We start from the raw sequence: 19,102 nt of genomic DNA, 5'->3' as shown, positions 1-19,102 counted from the left end.
TTACCGCTTACCGCTTACCGCTTACCGCTTACCGCTTACCGCTTACCGCTTACCGTGCATGGTACCTGCGGTTTGGGCATTGGGCATAAAAAAGGCCGTATTCGATGAATACGGCCTTTTTGGGTTCGGTAATCGGGTGAGCGATTAACGTTTGGAGTATTGAGGACGTTTTCTGGCTTTATGCAAGCCGACTTTTTTACGTTCTACTATGCGTGCGTCGCGAGTGACGTATCCTGCTTTTCTAAGGGAGGGGCGCAGCGCTTCGTCGTATTCCATCAACGCTCGGGCAAGTCCGTGACGTATTGCGCCGGCTTGACCGGAAGGTCCGCCGCCTTTGACGATGACATTGATATCGAATTTGTCGGTCATATCAACGCATTCTAGCGGTTGGCGAGAAATCATTTGGTCGGTTTTCCGTCCGAAATATTGCTCGATGCTTTGACTGTTGATAGTGATTTTACCGGTTCCGGAGGTTGCGTAAACGCGCGCTATAGCGCTTTTACGACGGCCTGTTCCATAATACTGAGCTGCTGCCATGATCTACCCGCTTAAATTTCTAAAACTTTCGGCTGTTGAGCCTGATGATCGTGTTCAGGACCCGCATAAACTTTCAATTTCTTGAACATTGCGCGGCCCAATGGATTTTTTGGTAACATGCCTTGCACGGCTGTATTGATAATACGGTCTGGGAAGGTTTGTCTGAGTTTGCCTAAGTTAACGGATTTCATATTCCCGATATAACCTGTGTGGCGGTAATATATCTTGTCTTTTTCTTTATTGCCGGTCACTGCGATTTTTTCAGCGTTAACGACAATGATATAGTCGCCGGTATCGACGTGCGGTGTGTATTCGGGTTTGTGTTTTCCGCGAAGACGGCGCGCAATTTCAGTGGCAAGCCGACCTAGCGTCTTCCCTTCTGCATCAACTACGTACCAATCGCGCTTAACTTCTGCTGGCTTTGCACTAAAAGTTTTCATCGTTACTGTTTATTCTGTTAGGACCCAATAAAAGACTGGGGATGTTACTAGAGTCGCTAGGTTTTTTCAAGTTTATTTATTGTTTCTGAAGGTTAACCTATGCGCTGTCTTACTTTGGGCTTTGTTTTTCTATAGCTTGATATTCAATGCGTGTAATTTACGGTATAAATGCGTCCGTTCCATGCCGATGATCGAAGCGAGTTTGGCAACGCTGCCGCCGGATTTTTCGAAATGGTATTCGAGATAGGCTTTTTCGAAGTGTTCCCGTGCCTCTTTCAGCGGCAAGTTATAAAACTCCGGTACCAACGAGCTGCCGCTGGTTTGTTCGACCACTGCGCCCAATGCGCCTTTGACTTCGTCGAGTTCCATATCGTCGCCGACGCCGAGTATCATCAAGCGTTGAACCAGGTTTTTCAGTTCGCGCACATTGCCGGGCCAACTGTAATTCCTTAAATAATTTTGGGCCGCCATTGAAAATTTTCGAAACGGTAGCTTTTCCTGATTCATGAAATGATCGACATAGAACCCGAGCAGAGCCGGTACATCCTCGCTATGTTCGCGTAGCGGCGGAATTTCCATCGTGACTTCGTTGAGCAAATAATACAAATCCCGTCGAAACCTGCCTGCCTTGACTTCTTCTTCGAGCGAGACTCGGGTCGAGGTGACGATCCTGACGTCGACGCTGACCGATTGGATGCCTCCGCTACGCAAAAAGGATCGAGATTCCAATGCGCTGAGTAGTCTTAATTGCGATTCCTTGTCCATGCCGGCGATTTCCGAAAGGAACAAGGTTCCGCCGTGAGCCTGTTCCAGCAACCCCGGCATCACTTTGCCGTTTTCTTCCTTGCCGAAAAATTCGATTACCGAGTTTTCAGGGGAAAGACTACCGACCGCGACGTCGACAAACGGCCAGTCCCGTCGTACGCTATTGTTATGTAGATAACGCGCATAGAGTTCTTTACCGACACCGGCATCGCCGACGAACAGGACGCGGGTATCGTGTTGCGCGAGACGCTTCAGTTGTTCTTTAATTCGGGCAACCGTTGCGCTTTTCCCGACCGGTTCGAAATCCAATGTTTGGTATGCCTTCGGAACAGGCAGTTCGGTTTGCAATTGACGCGATTCAAGTGCCCGCTCGACGATCAACAATAATTTGGCCAGAGACAACGGTTTTTCAAGATAGTCATAAGCGCCTAGTCGCGTGGCTTCAACGGCGGATTCGACTGATCCGTGACCGGACATCATCACCACCGGCGAGGCAAAACCGCCTTCGGCGATCCATTCCTTAAGGAGCGTTATCCCGTCTGTGTCGGGCATCCAGATATCCAGTAAGATCAAATCCGGGTTTTTTTCGTTCTTTAATCGCCTAGCTTGGGCTGCGTTTTCAGCGGTTCTGACTTCGTAGCCTTCGTCTTCCAGGATTTCATGAACCAGTCGACGAATATCCGGTTCGTCGTCGACCACTAAGATGTGTGCTGCTTTTGCATTCATAATTTAAGTAAGTAATAACGTTATACGGCTGGGAGTTGGATCACGAAGCCCGCCCCGGCTTTATAACCTGTATCGATCCAAATGGCTCCGCCGTGTTCCTCGATAATTTTTTTGACGATGGCGAGTCCTAAGCCGGTACCTTTTGCCTTGGTTGTCACGTAAGGTTCGAATATTTTATCCAAATGTTCTTCTTTAATGCCTAGGCCGTCATCATGAAAAGCCATTTCGACGAACCGGGCATTATTTTTAAATCGGTTAGACACTGTGATTTTTACGTTGCCATTTTTTTCAGTGGCTTCTAAGGCGTTTTTTATCAGGTTGTGCAGAACCTGTCGAATACTGATTCGGTCAGCGTTGATCATCATAATCTCTTCTTCGACCGAAGTGGTAAATTTCGCACCGCCCTGTGAGGCGTAAAGGGCTAGAACTTCCTGTATTAGAGACGGCAGGTTGATGTGCTCGGTTTGCTTTTTAGAGACTCTGGCATACTCGGAGAAATCATCCACCATTTCTTTCATCGCTTCGACTTGCTGGACGATGGTTTCGGTGGAGCGCTGTAATATCGCAAGCGATTTTGGTTGCAATTCATTGGCGAGCTTGTGTTGCAGGCGTTCGGCCGATAGTTGTATTGGCGTTAGCGGATTTTTGATTTCGTGAGCCAGGCGCCGGGCGACTTCACCCCACGCGGCATTTTTTTGCGCTTGTATTAGGTCGGTGACATCGTCGAACACGACGACAGCTCCTATGCTACGGCCTTCGGGCGAGTAGAGCGGGGTTCCTCTGCATAACAGTTCTTGCAGGCCGTTGGGACCCAGGAAGGCGATGCGTTGCTCCCAAATATCCTCGGCATTTTCAAGCAAATGTTGAATTTTTCGCAAAGGATCGGCTAAATCCGAGTGCTCTTTTGACAAGTCCAACAAAGTTTGCCCGTAAAATCCGCTGACTTGTAGATGAAAGATACGGTAGGCGGCCTGGTTGGCCGTGCGGATTCTAAAATCCTTGTCAAAACTTATCACGCCGGCCGTCAGGTTGGCTAGAATTGTTTCCAGATAAGCGCGTTGATTCTCCACTTCGATGCCGGCCAGACGGGTTTCGTCGCGGGCCTTGGCGATACGTTGGGCCATGTCGTTGAACGAGATAACCAGAAACCCCAAGTCGTCCTGGGTCAGAACCGGAAGCTGTTGGTTGTAATGGCCCGCTGCGATAGCTTGCGTGCCTTTGACTAGCTCCTTGACCGGCGCGACGATGTTTCTGATGCTGATAAATGCGACCCAGATCGCCGCTAATAGACTCATCAACAATACCAGCGATAAGGCTAGCGAAAAGCTTAGTTTCAACGAATCCCGTAGAAAATTCATTTCCTGGTAGCGCACGAATGCGAATTCGACCGAATCGGCTAGGTCCATAATTCTAAGCGGGATCGGGTACAATGCCTGAAGATATTGAATGTCTTGAGTACTGACAGCGACGATGACGTGTACCCGCAGCTGTTCTTCCTTGGTCGAGTCGAGCGCGACATAATGGTCGTTGCGGCGCACGTTCAGCCAGGCATGTTCGTCGGGAAGATGAGGGATAATATCGCCGGGGTTGATGCTGCTCGAAGCAATGATGCGACCTTGCCTGGAAAACAAAGTCATTTCTGCTGCACCGGCTTGGGCGCGTATTTTTTCCAGGTCGTCCATGCGTTGCGTTTCGGACTTGGTTTCGTACAGTTGGTCGACGAGTTGCTGTGTCTGCCGTAAATGCCAGCGCATCCGTTGGTCAAGGGAGGCTTGGCTGAGTTCAAGCGAGTCCTCCATCGCCCGGTCGATTTCGACATTGAACCAACTATCGATACCCTGATGTAAAAATTGCATCGAAAAGAAAAAAACGATGCTGGCGGGCGCCAGCGCCAATAGTACGAACAGCGAGACCATGCGAATCGTTAGCTTAGACCCTGCTTCGCGTTTTTTGAGCTGTTGGGTAAGCGAGACGATGTTGACGCCAATCAACCCCAACAAGACGACCGAGCCCAGTGCATTGATAATCAGCAAAGATGAATACATCTCGTTGAGTTGCGAGGATTCTTGGGTTGCCGAACTCATTAATTGCAAAGACAGCAAAACCAATCCGAACAGCACCGCAATTAACGGGGCAAGGGGAAATCTCATTTTTGCACGGGCCATTGTAACCAATCGCTTGATAAATACCACTGCGGGTTGATGTATGCGGCGGGGCGTAGCGGCAAGGGTAGTGCTTCGCGGTCGAAACGAGTCTTGACGCCGACCTGATAGCTTTCGTCCTCAGCGATATCGCCTTCATTGAGTACGGCAATGTTACGAATTGTCGACATGCCGGCTAATGCCGCGGAAAGCGATGCATAACTCGTGCTGTCCGAGGAAGTGATATTAGTGACTCGGTAGTGGTTTAATAAGGCGTGATATTGAATGCGGTAACGAATTTTGAAATCGACCAGGGTTTTATTCCAAATCCAAGTACGTTCGCGAACGACTTTAATCAACACGTCCCAGTATAAAGGAATGCCTTTTTGCAGTGCTTCGCGAGCGGTTTGAGTCAATTGATAGTGGATATCTGCGGATAAGTAATATTGGCCGTCTCTCAATGCGAAGTCGATACTTCGGACTTCAATCTTCGAGTCGTCCGCGTGAAGAAAAGCCGGTCGAGCCAGTAGTCCGGCGAGTAGCGCGATCCATAAGCCTATCGAAAGTAGGCGGTTAGTGCTTACGAATACGCGCATAATAAAATCCGTCCATTGCCTGACTGCCGGTCAATATTTGCCTGCCATGTGGTCTTGCCATGCCCCAGTTAAAATCAATAGGCCATTCCGTAGCATCTTGGTGATGATTTAAAAACCTTCGGATTTGTAGTTCATTCTCTTCCTTCAAAATCGAACACGTCGCATAAACCAGTAAGCCGCCCGGGGCTAACAAAGGCCATATGGCTTCGAGGATCTTTTGCTGGAGTAGTTGTAATGGGGCTATATCGCCGGGTTTGCGCAGTAATTTTATGTCCGGATGTCGGCGTATTACCCCAAGTGCTGAACACGGCGCATCGAGTAGAATGCGGTCGTACCGAACACCATCCCACCAGTCGTTAGGTTGGGAAGCGTCCGCGACAATGCATTCGGCATCGAGCCTCAAGCGCCGTAAAGTATCTCGGACTTTTTGCATGCGATTGGCATCGATGTCGATCGCCGTGAGCCCGAATAAATTCGCTTGCATTTCCAGAATATGTGCTGATTTGCCGCCGGGGGCAGCACAGACATCGAGCACTCGTTGGTTCGGTTTTAGGTCCAGTAATCCGGCCGAAAATTGCGCAGCGAGGTCTTGTACCGAAACTAAGCCTTCGGAAAATCCAGGCAATTGTTCGACCGGGACCGGCCGCTCAAGGATGAGCGCGGAAGGGCACTCGGAAGTCTCGATTGCACCGAGTTGGGCGGCGGCTAGTAGCTCTTTATACTCGGGTCGGCCGATGCGTGCTGAATTGACGCGCAGAGTCATTGGTGCCTGAAGGTTGTTTTCAATCAATAGGTGTCTGGCTTGTTCCGGCCAATTTGAGCCGATCGTATCGATTAGCCACTGCGGATGATTGCTTGCCGCTACCGGGTCGTTGTCGGCCAGCGATTGTAATTCATCTCTGCGTCTTTGGTAGTTTCTCATGATGGCGTTGAGCATCGGTTTTGCCCAAGCTTTTTTTCGCGGAGCTGCCGAAACCGTTTCGGAAACTGCGGCATGGGCTTTAACGCGCATGTATTCGAGCTGATAAAGACCGATAATGGCTAAGGCCTTGATCTCATCGTCTTTAATTGGTTTATTCAATAATTGTCCGAGCAGAAAGTCGAGCCGGTAAAATTCACGAATGACACCATAGCATAGCGCTTGAACGAAAGCCTTGTCATTGGCCGACTCGATCGCGCCGGTCGATTGTTCGAGGGCTGCGGTTAGCGATTGGCCTTCCTTCAATACCCGGCTCACAATCCGGGCCGAGAGGTTTCTTAGGTTCACAGAGGATTAACCCAGGCTTTGCGCAGCTACATCGTGCGCATTCATAAAGGCGGAGGCAGATATGCGTTTGCCGCCGGGTAGTTGGACTTCAAGCAGGCGGAGCAATCCGTCGCCGGTGGCGACTTCAAGGTGTTTGCCGTTTTTGAGCAGCGTACCGGGTTCCGCATCGGTTCGACCGCCGAGCGGTTCGGCTAGCCAGATTCGTAAAACTTGATCTTTATAGTTCGTTTGAGCGACCGGCCACGGATTGAAGCCTCTGATTTTTAGATCCAATTGTTCGGCAGATTCGTTCCAGTTTAGATTCGCTTCGCTTTTTTCCAGCTTCGCGGCATAAGTGACTTGGCTTTCATCCTGTTTTTCCGGATGTAGCGTATTATCTTCAATATCCGGTAAAACTTTGCTCATGCCGAGCGCACCCAGTTTAGCCAAGTTGTCATGCAGATCGCCCGCCGTGTCTTTGGGGGTAATACGATATTCTTCTTTATGTAGCATGTCGCCGGCATCCAATTTGAGCGCCATGTGCATGATCGTGACACCGGTTTTTTCGTCGCCAGCGATCAAGGCTCTTTGAATCGGCGCGGCGCCGCGCCAGCGCGGTAGTAATGAAGCATGTACGTTGATGCAGCCGAATGTCGGCAAATCCAGCACCCTCTGCGGCAGAAGCATGCCGTAGGCGACCACGATCAGCAAATCCGGTTCGAACGCCGCCAGTTGTTGAAAGTGATGATCGGGTTTAAGAGATTCCGGCTGTAAAACCGGAATGCCGGATTGTATAGCCAGTTCCTTGACAGGGCTTGGTTTCAATTGCCGTCCGCGTCCTGCGGGGCGATCGGGTTGAGTATACACCGCGCAAATTTGATGGTTTGAGTCAATCAGCATGCGTAGCGTAGGCACGGCAAATTCAGGGGTGCCGGCGAAAACGATTTTCATGAGGCTTTTTGTTCCAATCGATGAATTTTATTCAGTTTCTTTTTAATCATTTGGCGTTTCAGCGGCGAAATATAATCGACGAACAACTTGCCTTCTAAGTGATCCATTTCGTGTTGCACACAGACAGCTAACAGATCCTCGGCTTCGAATTCAAATGATTCGCCGTCGCGATTGAGGGCGCGTACTTTGATGTGTTCAGCGCGTTTGACTGTTTCGAAAAAACCGGGAACCGACAAACAACCTTCTTCGGTTTCTTCGATGCCGTCCTTAGCAAGGATTTCAGGATTGATTAGACACAGCGGAGATTTCTTCTCCTCGCTGACGTCAATTACAATGACTCGCTTGTGAACGTTGACTTGAGTCGCGGCCAAACCGACGCCGCGTGCTTCGTACATGGTTTCGAACATATCGTCGACGAGTTTTCCGATATCGGCATCGACCGTTTCGACCGGAGTCGCCTTTTTACGCAAGCGCTCATCAGGGAACTCGAGTATAGTTAGAATGCTCAACAATTTCTCCACTATCATATTACAATTTTACAATGCTGGAATTTTATATGAATTCATCTAAACTTTGAATTCAGACAGCATATATTTCGCGCTGCCGCTTTTGCGGCTTCGATAGCAATGCGATTTTGTTCGGTAACAAGGCCTGAAAACAGACGTTAAGCTAAGCTATGTAACTGTTTTCGTAATGCTTCCGTTCCGCTCCTGATCATGCCCTCTACCTACATTCATGTCGGTAACGCCGCTATCGGTCGCAAGAGCGCTTCAGAAAACCGCTCTTGCGACCGCGCACAGTATATTTTCAGATTACCGGATCTCTAGTTTCAGGAACTCTCTATGGCTTTTCGACAAATTTTTGGATTGATCGTTTCGTTAGCAGTTAGCATAACCGGTTGGACGCAGGAAATAGAAGTCAATCCTTCGCACCCGGGCCAATATACCGTAGTTAAGGGCGATACATTGTGGGATATTTCGGGAAGATTTTTGCGAAAACCTCATCAATGGCCTTTAATTTGGGAAGGTAATCCACAAATCGATAATCCGCATTTGATTTATCCGGGCGATACCATTTATTTTTCCGAAGTCGATGGTAAGCCCCGCTTAAGTTTGTCGCCATCCGAATTCACTGGTAATTTAGGCTCGTCAAGAGAAGTTAAGTTCTATCCTCGTATTCGTGAAATGGATCTCGTCGACGCGATCGAGTTAATTCCTTCCGAAAAAATTGCCAAATATTTGGCCTCGCCGCGAGTAGTTGGGCAGGATGATTTGGAAAACTCGCCTTATGTCATCGATTTCGCAGGCGAACATCTAGTCGCGGGCCCGGGCGATCGTGTTTATGTTCGTGCGATCAAAAAGCCGGAAAGCTTGACCTATACGATTTATCGTAAAGGCGATACTTTCGTCAGTGCCGAGACCAAAGAAGTTTTGGGTTATGAAGCAAAGTTTGTTGCAAATACGACGCTACAAGAGCCCGGCGATCCTGCAACGCTGCTTGTTACGCGTTCGACTAGCGAGATTCGCATGGGCGACAGGCTAATGCCGCACCAAGAAGGCGATTTTACTCTGCATTACTTTCCTAAGTCGCCGGAAACCGAAATACAAGGTAGTATTATTAGTGTGCTGGATGGCGTTACTCAAATTGGGCGCTATAATGTCGTTGCTATCGATAAGGGTGCATCGGATGGCCTGAAAGTCGGGCATGTGCTCGATATTTACAAGAAAGGGAAGTCCGTTAGAGATCCTTTTAGTAAAATAAGGAACGATACGATTCAATTACCCAATGAGTTGGCCGGAACCTTGATGATTTTCCGAACCTTCGATCGGATTAGTTATGCGTTGGTAATGGATGCGCGTCAAGCGATTCACATATTAGATAAAGTTCAAACCCCCTGAAAAATTTTCAAATTTCCTTCGATATCAAATACTGGCTTGCCTTATTGCGCACGCCGGGTTTTGGCTGTCGGTCGTTTCTTAAAACGCTCGATAGCCATACTCCTCAGCAATTGTTTTCCGAGTCAAGCAGTGGATTGGCCGCTCTCGGGCTAAAGGATTCGGTCGTTCAAGCGATACGCAATCCCGATTGGACAACGGTAGAGCAAGATTTGCGTTGGTTGGAGCAACCTGGGCATTTGGCGGTGACTTTAGCCGACCCTTGTTATCCAACGCAGTTAAAAGAAATCGCTGATCCGCCGCCACTATTGTTTATTAGAGGAAATCCGGATATTTTGGCGTTTCCGCAAATAGCGATCGTAGGTAGTCGAAATCCTTCCCATTTAGGTGTCGAAACCGCCACCGAATTTGCTAAAGCCTTGGCAAGAGAAGGCTTTGTGATCACCAGCGGATTGGCTTTGGGTATCGATGCCGCCGGGCATCAAGGCGCCTTGCAAGCTCAAGGTTACACGATTGCCGTAGCGGGGACCGGCTTAGATAGAGTGTATCCGGCGCGTCATAGAGCATTGGCGACTGAAATTGTGAATCATGGGGCAATGATTTCAGAGTTTCCTCCCGGGACTGGGGCGAAAGCCGATCATTTTCCTAGGCGTAACCGAATTATCAGCGGTTTGTGTATCGGACTACTAGTAGTGGAGGCGGCCAAGCAAAGCGGTTCTTTGATTACTGCGCGCATGGCTTTGGAGCAGAACCGAGAAGTGTTCGCGATTCCGGGCTCGATTCATAACCCCTTGGCAAGAGGATGTAATGCTTTGATCCGGGAGGGTGCAAAACTCGTTGAAACCGCGCGCGATATTCTTGAAGAATTAAATCAGTATAATCAGAAGGATGAAAATATTTTTACGGAATTGAGACAAACAACGCTTGACCTCGAGCAGCAAACATTATTGAATCTAATTATGTTCAGTCCCACTTCCATTGATAGTTTGGTGGAAAATACCGAATTACCGGTCGAAGTCATATCGTCGATGTTGCTGGTTTTGGAATTGCAAGGTTACGTAGAATCCGTTTCGGGAGGTTGTTATACCCGAATCAAATAAACGCCGCATGACGGCGCAGTACAGGACGTGCTGCCGTTTTTTGCCGATACCGGCTTAGAAAACGGAGGAATCGGATCGATTCCAAAAAGGAACCCCCTCACGGAGTGAAGGGGTTCCGTATAGAAACTTTTTTAAAGAAGACCCGCTATGAAAGAAAATATTTTTGATGTAATTATGTATCTGTTTGAAAACTATATGGAAGATGAGATCGATATCTTACCGGATAACGAGTTGATAAAAACAGAGTTGGAAGAAGCGGGATTCGATCAAATCGAAGTGGTCAAGGCTTTTGATTGGCTCGAATCGCTTAGCCTGCAAGGGCAGATTACGCCGACGGTACCGACCGCATTTCGGATTTTTTCCAGTCAGGAACAAGAAAAACTGGATTTGGAGTGCCGTAATTTTCTGATGTTCATTGAACACAGCGGCATCTTATCGCATGCCAACCGGGAAATCGTAATCGATCGCGCGATGGCATTAGAAAATGAAGAAATTTCACTGGAAAAATTGAAATGGATCGTACTGATGGTGTTGCTCAGTCAGCCCGACGAGGAAATCGCATTCTCAAGAATGGAGGACATTGTCTATGATCTCATCCCGGCTTACTTACACTAATCGTATTTTCCTAACTGAATGAGTAATAATCTCGTTATTGTAGAATCGCCTGCAAAAGCCAAAACCATTGAAAAATATCTCGGCAAGGATTTTCACGTGCTGGCCTCTTACGGCCATGTTCGCGACCTGATCCCGAAAGAAGGCGCAGTCGATCCCGAGCATGACTTCGCGATGAAATATGAAATCATCGATCGGAATCAGCGCCATGTTCAAGCGATAACAAAGGCTGTCAAGCAAGCTCAAGCGCTTTATCTTGCAACCGACCCGGACAGGGAAGGTGAGGCGATCTCCTGGCATTTATACGAATTGCTCAAGGATAAAAAACTGCTCAAGGATAAGCCGGTTCATCGCGTCGTTTTTCATGAGATCACCAAAAAAGCGGTCACCGAGGCGATTGCGCATCCGTCCGAACTGTCGATCGATTTGATTAATGCGCAGCAGGCGCGTCGTGCCCTGGATTACTTGGTAGGCTTTAATCTGTCGCCGCTATTGTGGAAAAAAATCCGCAGGGGTTTATCGGCAGGACGCGTGCAGAGCCCTGCATTGCGTTTGATCGTCGAACGCGAACTGGAAATCGAGGCATTCAAGAGCCGGGAATACTGGTCGATCGACGCCGATCTGAGTGCGGATGCTCAAGCCTTTAAGGCCAAATTGACGCAGTTCGACGGTGAAAAAGTCGAGCAGTTTACTATCGACAATGAGCAGCGTGCGCTACAGGTCAAGCAAACCTTGCTCGATGCTGCCGATGGTAAACTGCTGGTCGCGAAGGTCGAAAAAAAGCAGCGTAAACGTAATCCTGCGCCGCCGTTCATTACTTCGACGTTACAACAAGAAGCCGCGCGTAAACTCGGTTTTACGACTAAGCGCACGATGATGGTCGCGCAGCAGTTGTACGAAGGCATCGATATCGGTGGTGAGACGGTTGGTTTGATCACCTATATGCGTACCGATTCGGTTAATCTTGCTGCCGAAGCCATCGCCGAAATCCGCGAATTGATCGCCGAAAAATACGGCGCTAAAAATGTGCCGAAGAGCCCGCGCGAGTACAAGACTAAATCCAAAAACGCCCAAGAAGCGCACGAAGCGATACGTCCGACTTCGGCGAGACGTATTCCGGCCGATCTGCAAAAATTTTTGAGCCCCGAACAATTCAAGCTTTACGACTTGATTTGGAAACGTACGATCTCGAGCCAAATGATTCATGCGACGATTAATACCGTTGCAGTCGATCTGCATTGTGGCAATGAACGTAATGTATTTCGGGCAACCGGATCGGCGATCGCCGATCCGGGCTTCATGGCCGTGTACCTGGAAGGCAAGGACGACACTGCCGAAGGTGATGACAAAGAGAATTTTTTACCGTCACTCGAAGAAGGGCGCCCAGTACCGCTCAATGATATCATCGCCGGTCAGCATTTTACCGAACCGCCGCCGCGCTACAGCGAGGCCAGCTTGGTCAAGGCGCTCGAAGAATTCGGTATCGGTCGACCTTCTACTTATGCATCGATCATCTCGACATTGCAAAACCGCGATTATGTCACGTTGGAAAGCAAGCGCTTTTATCCGACCGATGTGGGTCGTATCGTCAATAAATTTTTGACCGAGCATTTCAATAAATACGTCGACTATGATTTCACCGCGAACCTAGAAGATGAGCTCGATGCGGTTTCGCGAGGTGAAAAAGACTGGATTCCATTGATGCGCTCTTTCTGGGAGCCTTTCAATACGCTGATTCATGAAAAAGAAGAAAGCGTACAGCGCAAGGATGTCACGCAAGAGGCGATTGATGAAAAATGTCCGGAATGCGGCAGTCCTTTGTCGATTAGGCTGGGACGGAATGGACGCTTTATCGGTTGCACCAATTATCCCGAATGTTCCTATACGCGCAACTTGAACGAAGACGCCAGTAAATCGTCCGAGCCGGAAGTCGTCGAAGGGCGCGTTTGTCCGAAGTGTGAGTCGCCGTTGGTAATTAAAACCGGACGTTACGGTAAATTTATTGGCTGCAGTGCTTACCCGAAATGCAAACACATCGAGCCGCTCGAAAAGCCGGTCGATACCGGCGTCGAGTGCCCGCAATGCAAAAAAGGCAATTTGCTTAAGCGTAAATCCAGAAACGGCAAGATTTTTTATTCCTGTTCAGAGTATCCGAAATGCAGTTATGCAATATGGAATGCCCCGGTTCAAGAAAATTGCCCGGAATGTAATTGGCCTATTTTGACACTAAAAACCACCAAGCGCCGGGGTACCGAAAAAGTGTGCCCGCAAAAGGAATGTAGTTATGCCACGCCTTATGAGGGCGATCCCGATGATGTTTTAGGGCCTAAAGGATAGTGCCGCAAAGCACTTTCCGATTACGGATTTGAGTTATACCCATATCATCATTGTAGGTCACCCCGGCGTCTCCTTAAACACTGCCGAAATTTGAAATGTGAAAGGTATAACTCGTGATCATATTTTCTAAACCTTAATCAGTCCGGGTACTTTCATTACCCGAAGTGTTGAGAGTGTCCACATGATCATTAGGTATGTGGTATGTTTGACGAGAATGTTGGCAAACATACCACTGATCTTTTGATTATCAGCCGTTTTTTCAATCAAAAAGGAAGCAGCCCGAAGATTAAGACGAACGTGTCGAGTTCTTTTTCAACAGGCTTCTAGCCAAAATAATCAAATAAATACAATACGAAGATGAGCGAAATACCAAATTGTCCGCAGTGCAACTCTGAATACACTTATATCGATGGAAGCATGTACATTTGTCCGGAGTGCGGACATGAATGGTCGCAAGACTCGGAGGACAGTAGCGGAAACGAAGACCGGATAATCAAAGACGCCAATGGCAATATATTGCAAGATGGCGATACGATTTCGGTGATCAAGGACCTCAAGGTAAAAGGTTCGTCTCTTGTCGTTAAAGTCGGCACAAAGGTCAAAAATATCCGGTTGGTCGAAGGCGATCACGATATCGATTGTAAAATCGACGGTATCGGCGCGATGAAATTGAAATCGGAATTTGTAAAAAAGGTTTGATCGAGCTCATGAATCGAGGTTGGATTAGGATTTCGTGAAAATAACTTCCTGGAGCTATGCATTTTGTAGCGGGTTCGGTAACTCGCTTGGCAGGATGCCGTAAACCCTGCACCTAAATTCCATAGTCCATTAGTAATGGTTAACTATCTTGGATAATGTAAGTGCTGGGTGGATTACGGCGTCCTTTGACGGACACTCCGGTGCCGAATTTTGGTATATTTATACAAACATCAAATTGACAACAATGATGAGATTGCCGTGGTTAATTTCTTTCCAAGGTAATGATCTTGATTGTATGTCTCATGTAACGACTAAAATCAATGCATCGTTTTAGTGCTTTAGCGTAAACGAAACTGGCCTGATTGTTCACGCAGCCTCATGATACTCGTCTAATTCATCTTTCACATCCCACTGCTAATAGTGAGTCTCGAGTTTATATTGTTGAAATTATTATTGATATTTTGATGTATCGATTAATTCTCAATCTAAATACAAAACCCAATCCCCTAATGGAAAGTTTTTTTCCTTTAACCTGGCAAGAAGCCCAATCAGCTTTATTGTTAAACCGAAAAAAATTTTTCATGTCCTTACAAAAAGAAAACCTTATGTTAAAGGCTCAATCCGTATACCTCTCTATTGGGATTGAATCGTATGAGCAACCGAACAGCGAACAAATATTTTGAATTTACCGAACCTATTGTTGCCTCATTTTATCTATTTCGCTATCAAGTATTAAGCATACACTCGACAAAAGTCAGTTTTTTCACCAATGCACTTCAAAAAACTATTATTTACTGCAATTTCCCTAATCTTATTATCTTGTAACTCGCCTCAAGAAGAATTGAAGGCCGATACTTATCAGATTGTCTCTCCGCTAATCCAAGACATGAATTACAGCCATGAGTATGTCGCCGAGATTCATTCGGTTAAATATGTCGAGCTGAGAAGTCGACTGAAAGGTTATTTGCAAAAAATTCATGTCGACGAAGGAGAAGAAGTTCAAAAAGATCAATTACTGTTTACGTTGGATGCATCCGAGTTTGAAAAAGACCTAAAAAAAGCCATTGCCGCTCATAAAAATGCGATTGCCGATTTGAAAGCGGCAGAAGTTGAATTGAACAATGTAAAGCTGTTGGTTGAAAAGAACATTATTTCGAAAACCGAGCTCGATGTTGCCAAGGCCAAAATCGAAGCATTGAGAGCTGACGTGGAAGAGGCGTTGGCTAAAAAAGAAGAAGAAGCCCTCTACATCTCATTTTCAAAAATAAGAGCCCCTTTCTCCGGTACGATCAACCGTATTCCGAATAAAGTCGGCAGCCTTATCAACGAGAGCGACATGCTGACGTCGATCTCCGATAATACCGAGATTTTCGCCTACTTCAATCAATCCGAAATCGAATACTTGAACTATGTGATGCATGGTGAGGCTGAAATGAAAAGCGTCCGCCTTAAACTCGCCAATCATCAACTCTATGAACACATAGGTAAAATTGAAATGATCGAAAGCGAGCTCGATCCCGAAACCGGTAATATCGCATTTAGGGCAAGATTTCCAAATCCGGAAGGTCTATTGAGGCATGGCGCTAGTGGTAAGGTTGTCGTCGACAAACCGCTCGAACAGGCTTTGTTGATACCTCAAAAGTCGACTTTCGAAATTCAAGACAAATTATATGTTTTTGTAATCAACGCCGGAGGAGTTGCCGAGCAAAGAAATGTCGCCTTTCAAATGCGCCTGGATGATTTTTATGTCATCGAATCCGGTTTGTCCAAGGATGAAAAAATACTTTTCGAAGGCGTCGAAAATATCAGAGACGGCGCTAAAATCAACGCCGTTCTGGTCGATTTAAATACAGTCATGACCGCACGATAACCTTTAATTTGATCCTCCATAAACGCATATGACGAGCAAATTCATTCATCGCCCGGTACTGTCCATCGTAATATCGATTCTAATTACTTTGCTGGGTTTATTATCCTTGTTTCAACTACCTATTACTCAATATCCGGAGATCGCTCCGCCTGAAGTCAATGTAACGACAAAATTCGTTGGGGCCAATGCCGAAACTGTCGTCAAAGCAGTAGTTACACCTCTGGAGAGGGCAATCAACGGCGTACCCGGAATGTCCTACATGTCCTCGGTATCCGGAAACGATGGCACCAGTGTGATTCAAATCATTTTCAAAGCAGGTACGGATCCGGAAGTCGCTTCAGTCAACGTGCAAAATCGAGTGGCCGCCGTTCTTGATGAGTTGCCCGAAGAAGCCATTAAGTCGGGTGTCATCGTGGAAAAGGTTCAAAACAGTATGCTTTTGTATATCAACATACTGAGTTCCGATCCTTTATTAGACGAAAAATTTCTCTATAACTTTACCGATATCAATGTCTTGAAAGAGCTCAAGCGCATCGATGGCGTCGGTTTCGCCGAAATTTTGGGCTCCAGAGAATACGCCATGCGAGTCTGGTTGAAACCGGACAAGATGTTGATGTACAACATTTCGGCAAATGAGATTGTTGAAAAACTGAAAACGCAAAACGTAGAAGCGGCGCCCGGAAAAGTCGGCGAAAGCTCAGGCAAAAAGGCACAAACGCTCCAATACGTTCTTAAATATACGGGTAAATTCAATACCAAGGAAGCGTATGAAAACATCGTTCTGAGAAGTCGAGAAGACGGAGAAATATTGCGGGTCAAAGACGTTGCCGTCGTTGAATTCGATTCATTGGACTATGACGTGTTATCCAAAGAAAACGGACAACCTTCCGCTGCGATTATTTTGAAACAGCGCCCCGGTAGCAATGCCAATGATGTTATCAAAGACATCAAAGAGACTATGGCTCGCATCAAATCGAATTCGTTTCCTCCTGGCATGGACTACACACTCAGTTACGATGTTTCCGAATTTTTAGATGCCTCAATTCATGAAGTCGTCAAAACCCTATTTGAGGCATTTGTACTCGTCGCTCTCGTGGTATTCATCTTTCTACAGGATTTTCGCTCGACACTGATACCGATTCTCGCCGTGCCGGTTTCTTTGATCGGAACGTTTTTCTTCATGCAATTGATTGGATTCTCTCTCAATCTAATCACTTTATTTGCCTTGGTCCTAGCTATCGGTATCGTCGTCGACAATGCGATCGTCGTGATCGAAGCCGTGCATGCCAAAATGGAGCGCTCAGGAATTGGTCCACGCAGAGCGACCGATCAAGCGATGCGCGAAATCAGCGGCGCAATTATCGCGATCACGCTTGTCATGTCGGCGGTTTTTTTACCTGTCGCCTTTATGGAAGGGCCAACCGGTATTTTTTACCGGCAATTTTCGCTAACGATGGCTATTTCGATCGTACTCTCGGGCATAACCGCATTAACTTTGACACCGGCATTATGCGGCTTGTTTCTAAAAAACACTCATCACGCAAAACGGCATCATCAATCAAGGTTGCAAAAATTATTTGCTGGTTTTAATAACCGATATAACAAGCTATCGGATAAATACAAAAAACTGATCAGCCTGATTGCGAACAGAAGCCTTGTCACTTTTTCCGTATTATTGGCATTTTCGTTTGGGGCGGGTTTGCTTGGCACTTATGTACCCTCTGGTTTTATCCCAGAAGAAGACCAAGGCACTATTTACGCCAACATCACAGCCCCGGCTGGCGCAACGCTTGAACGCACCGAAAAAGCGGTAGATGAAGTCCAGCGTATTGCATCGGAATTAGATGGGGTGAGTTCCGTATCCAGCCTTGCCGGCTTCAGCTTGCTATCGGAAGGTACTGGCGCCGTCTATGGCATGAATCTGATCAGCTTGAAAAATTGGGAGGAAAGATCGACATCCGATAAGAAAATCATTGGACTATTGGAACAAAAAACCAAGCATATCAAAGACGCCAATATTGAATTTTTTACGCCTCCGCCCGTGCCCGGCTACGGAAATGCTAGTGGTTTTGAAATGAGACTATTGGACAAAACAGGCTCTGACGACCTCGCGCAATTACAAAATGTGGCCAATGTCTTCCTCGATGAACTCAACGCTCGCCCTGAAATAACGAATGCATTCACGACGTTGAATGTAAGCTTTCCGCAATTTTTGTTACGGATCGACACGGATAAAGCCGCTCAAAAAGGCATTACAACCGAGAACGCAATGAGCACGCTTCAGACCGTCATTGGTAGTGAATACGCGACCAATTTTATTCGTTTCGGGCAAATGTACAAAGTCATGGTTCAAGCGCTTCCCGAATATAGAGCGCAGCCGGAAGACTTGTTGAAGCTCTACATTAAAAGCGATTCCGGAAAAATGGTCCCTTTTTCCTCTTTTCTGAGCATAGAAAAGGTTTATGGGCCCGAGCAAGTCACACGCTATAACATGTACCCGTCAGCAATGATCAATGGACAACCGGCACCTGGTTACAGTAGCGGTGATGCTATTACCGCAATCAAAGAAGTCGCTGCACAAAGCCTTCCCAAAGGCTATGGTTATGACTGGGCCGGCTCTTCCAAGGATCAGGCTGAAGCAGGCAATCAAGCCATTTATATTTTTCTCGTATGCTTGATTTTCGTCTACTTATTATTGGCAGCACAATACGAAAGCTTCTTACTGCCACTGGCAGTCATCCTGAGCTTGCCGATTGGCGTCTTCGGCGCTTTATTTTTCCTGATGATCATGGGGCTTGAAAACAATATCTACGCTCAAATCGCGATGATAATGTTAATCGGTATTCTAGGCAAGAATGCGATTTTGATCATCGAATTCGCCACGATCAAACATCGCCTTGGAAAAACACCTTTCGAAGCCGCGATCGAAGGCGCGGCTCTGCGCCTGCGGCCCATTTTGATGACTTCGTTTGCTTTTGTCGCCGGACTCATTCCATTGATGTTCGCATCGGGTACCGGTGAAATCGGAAATAATACTATAGGTTCGGCGGCCGCGGGTGGCATGATTTTTGGCACAATATTCGGTGTCATAGTCATTCCCGGTTTGTATGTATTTTTTGCACGCATCGCCGACAAATTGCGCGGTAATAGGAAAGAAGAAATCGCTTATACTGAGACCCTGTAACAC

General features: G+C 47.1%; 15 protein-coding genes. 7 read left to right on the top strand and 8 right to left on the bottom strand.

Going from position 1 to position 19,102, the window contains the following annotated elements; translation table 11 throughout:
- Window positions 1-144: 144 nt before the first annotated feature.
- From rpsI to def, 8 genes are all read right to left on the bottom strand, one after another.
- Window positions 145-537: a 30S ribosomal protein S9 gene (rpsI, locus tag ACRJJO_RS17495; RefSeq protein WP_014149853.1), complete on the bottom strand. Its 393-nt coding sequence runs from the start codon at window positions 535-537 to the stop codon at window positions 145-147.
- 11 nt (window positions 538-548) lie between these two features.
- Entirely contained in the window at window positions 549-977 is a 429-nt protein-coding gene (rplM, locus tag ACRJJO_RS17490; RefSeq protein ID WP_014149852.1) for a 50S ribosomal protein L13, read from the bottom strand.
- 129 nt (window positions 978-1,106) lie between these two features.
- Window positions 1,107-2,468 carry a sigma-54-dependent transcriptional regulator gene (locus ACRJJO_RS17485; RefSeq protein WP_431066921.1) on the bottom strand — a complete coding sequence of 454 codons (1,362 nt, stop codon included), beginning with the start codon at window positions 2,466-2,468 and terminating at the stop codon, window positions 1,107-1,109.
- 20 nt (window positions 2,469-2,488) lie between these two features.
- On the bottom strand, window positions 2,489-4,633 hold the full coding sequence (locus tag ACRJJO_RS17480) for an ATP-binding protein (RefSeq protein ID WP_431066920.1): 2,145 nt from the start codon (window positions 4,631-4,633) through the stop codon (window positions 2,489-2,491).
- Entirely contained in the window at window positions 4,615-5,205 is a 591-nt protein-coding gene (locus ACRJJO_RS17475) for a DUF4390 domain-containing protein (protein WP_404359884.1), read from the bottom strand. Before ACRJJO_RS17475 ends, ACRJJO_RS17480 begins: the two co-directional genes overlap by 19 nt.
- Window positions 5,183-6,472 carry a 16S rRNA (cytosine(967)-C(5))-methyltransferase RsmB gene (gene rsmB / locus ACRJJO_RS17470; protein WP_431066919.1) on the bottom strand — a complete coding sequence of 430 codons (1,290 nt, stop codon included), beginning with the start codon at window positions 6,470-6,472 and terminating at the stop codon, window positions 5,183-5,185. Before rsmB ends, ACRJJO_RS17475 begins: the two co-directional genes overlap by 23 nt.
- A gap of 6 nt (window positions 6,473-6,478) precedes the next feature.
- A complete protein-coding gene (gene fmt, locus ACRJJO_RS17465) occupies window positions 6,479-7,402 on the bottom strand; it encodes a methionyl-tRNA formyltransferase (protein WP_431066918.1) in 924 nt (307 codons plus the stop codon).
- Window positions 7,399-7,911, bottom strand: a complete 513-nt coding sequence (def, locus tag ACRJJO_RS17460; RefSeq protein WP_404359887.1) for a peptide deformylase — start codon at window positions 7,909-7,911, stop codon at window positions 7,399-7,401. Before def ends, fmt begins: the two co-directional genes overlap by 4 nt.
- A gap of 333 nt (window positions 7,912-8,244) precedes the next feature.
- Between def and ACRJJO_RS17455 the strand changes: the two genes are divergently transcribed.
- The 7 genes from ACRJJO_RS17455 to ACRJJO_RS17425 all read left to right on the top strand — a co-directional run bounded on the left by ACRJJO_RS17455 (window position 8,245) and on the right by ACRJJO_RS17425 (window position 19,099).
- The gene (locus ACRJJO_RS17455; RefSeq protein ID WP_431066917.1) at window positions 8,245-9,300 is read left to right on the top strand and encodes a LysM peptidoglycan-binding domain-containing protein; all 1,056 of its coding nucleotides are present in this window, start codon (window positions 8,245-8,247) and stop codon (window positions 9,298-9,300) included.
- A 44-nt stretch (window positions 9,301-9,344) separates the two neighbouring features.
- Entirely contained in the window at window positions 9,345-10,397 is a 1,053-nt protein-coding gene (gene dprA / locus ACRJJO_RS17450) for a DNA-processing protein DprA (RefSeq protein ID WP_431066916.1), read from the top strand.
- Between the two features lie 147 nt (window positions 10,398-10,544).
- Window positions 10,545-11,012 (top strand): DUF494 domain-containing protein, encoded by a 468-nt coding sequence (locus tag ACRJJO_RS17445; protein ID WP_125218287.1) that lies wholly within the window; start codon window positions 10,545-10,547, stop codon window positions 11,010-11,012.
- Window positions 11,013-11,030: 18 nt separating this feature from the next.
- Window positions 11,031-13,346, top strand: coding sequence for a type I DNA topoisomerase (gene topA / locus ACRJJO_RS17440; protein ID WP_431066915.1), 2,316 nt, complete (start codon window positions 11,031-11,033; stop codon window positions 13,344-13,346).
- Between the two features lie 357 nt (window positions 13,347-13,703).
- A complete protein-coding gene (locus ACRJJO_RS17435; RefSeq protein ID WP_431066914.1) occupies window positions 13,704-14,045 on the top strand; it encodes a zinc ribbon domain-containing protein YjdM in 342 nt (113 codons plus the stop codon).
- Between the two features lie 769 nt (window positions 14,046-14,814).
- Entirely contained in the window at window positions 14,815-15,915 is a 1,101-nt protein-coding gene (locus ACRJJO_RS17430; protein ID WP_431066913.1) for an efflux RND transporter periplasmic adaptor subunit, read from the top strand.
- 28 nt (window positions 15,916-15,943) lie between these two features.
- Window positions 15,944-19,099 (top strand): efflux RND transporter permease subunit, encoded by a 3,156-nt coding sequence (locus ACRJJO_RS17425; protein WP_431066912.1) that lies wholly within the window; start codon window positions 15,944-15,946, stop codon window positions 19,097-19,099.
- Window positions 19,100-19,102 lie beyond the last annotated feature (3 nt).

The organism is Methylotuvimicrobium sp. (assembly GCF_050611805.1).
GTDB lineage: Bacteria > Pseudomonadota > Gammaproteobacteria > Methylococcales > Methylomonadaceae > Methylotuvimicrobium.
Note: the sequence above shows the minus strand (reverse complement) of the source record. Positions and strands in the feature narration are given on the sequence as shown.

What these genes read in the sequence shown, in the direction of transcription:
- rpsI (WP_014149853.1), bottom strand. Translation starts at nt 537, where the DNA reads ATGGCAGCAGCTCAGTATTATGGAACAGGCCGTCGTAAAAGCGCTATA.
- rplM (WP_014149852.1), bottom strand. Translation starts at nt 977, where the DNA reads ATGAAAACTTTTAGTGCAAAGCCAGCAGAAGTTAAGCGCGATTGGTAC.
- ACRJJO_RS17485 (WP_431066921.1), bottom strand. Translation starts at nt 2,468, where the DNA reads ATGAATGCAAAAGCAGCACACATCTTAGTGGTCGACGACGAACCGGAT.
- ACRJJO_RS17480 (WP_431066920.1), bottom strand. Translation starts at nt 4,633, where the DNA reads ATGGCCCGTGCAAAAATGAGATTTCCCCTTGCCCCGTTAATTGCGGTG.
- ACRJJO_RS17475 (WP_404359884.1), bottom strand. Translation starts at nt 5,205, where the DNA reads ATGCGCGTATTCGTAAGCACTAACCGCCTACTTTCGATAGGCTTATGG.
- fmt (WP_431066918.1), bottom strand. Translation starts at nt 7,402, where the DNA reads ATGAAAATCGTTTTCGCCGGCACCCCTGAATTTGCCGTGCCTACGCTA.
- ACRJJO_RS17455 (WP_431066917.1), top strand. Translation starts at nt 8,245, where the DNA reads ATGGCTTTTCGACAAATTTTTGGATTGATCGTTTCGTTAGCAGTTAGC.
- ACRJJO_RS17445 (WP_125218287.1), top strand. Translation starts at nt 10,545, where the DNA reads ATGAAAGAAAATATTTTTGATGTAATTATGTATCTGTTTGAAAACTAT.
- topA (WP_431066915.1), top strand. Translation starts at nt 11,031, where the DNA reads ATGAGTAATAATCTCGTTATTGTAGAATCGCCTGCAAAAGCCAAAACC.
- ACRJJO_RS17435 (WP_431066914.1), top strand. Translation starts at nt 13,704, where the DNA reads ATGAGCGAAATACCAAATTGTCCGCAGTGCAACTCTGAATACACTTAT.
- ACRJJO_RS17430 (WP_431066913.1), top strand. Translation starts at nt 14,815, where the DNA reads ATGCACTTCAAAAAACTATTATTTACTGCAATTTCCCTAATCTTATTA.
- ACRJJO_RS17425 (WP_431066912.1), top strand. Translation starts at nt 15,944, where the DNA reads ATGACGAGCAAATTCATTCATCGCCCGGTACTGTCCATCGTAATATCG.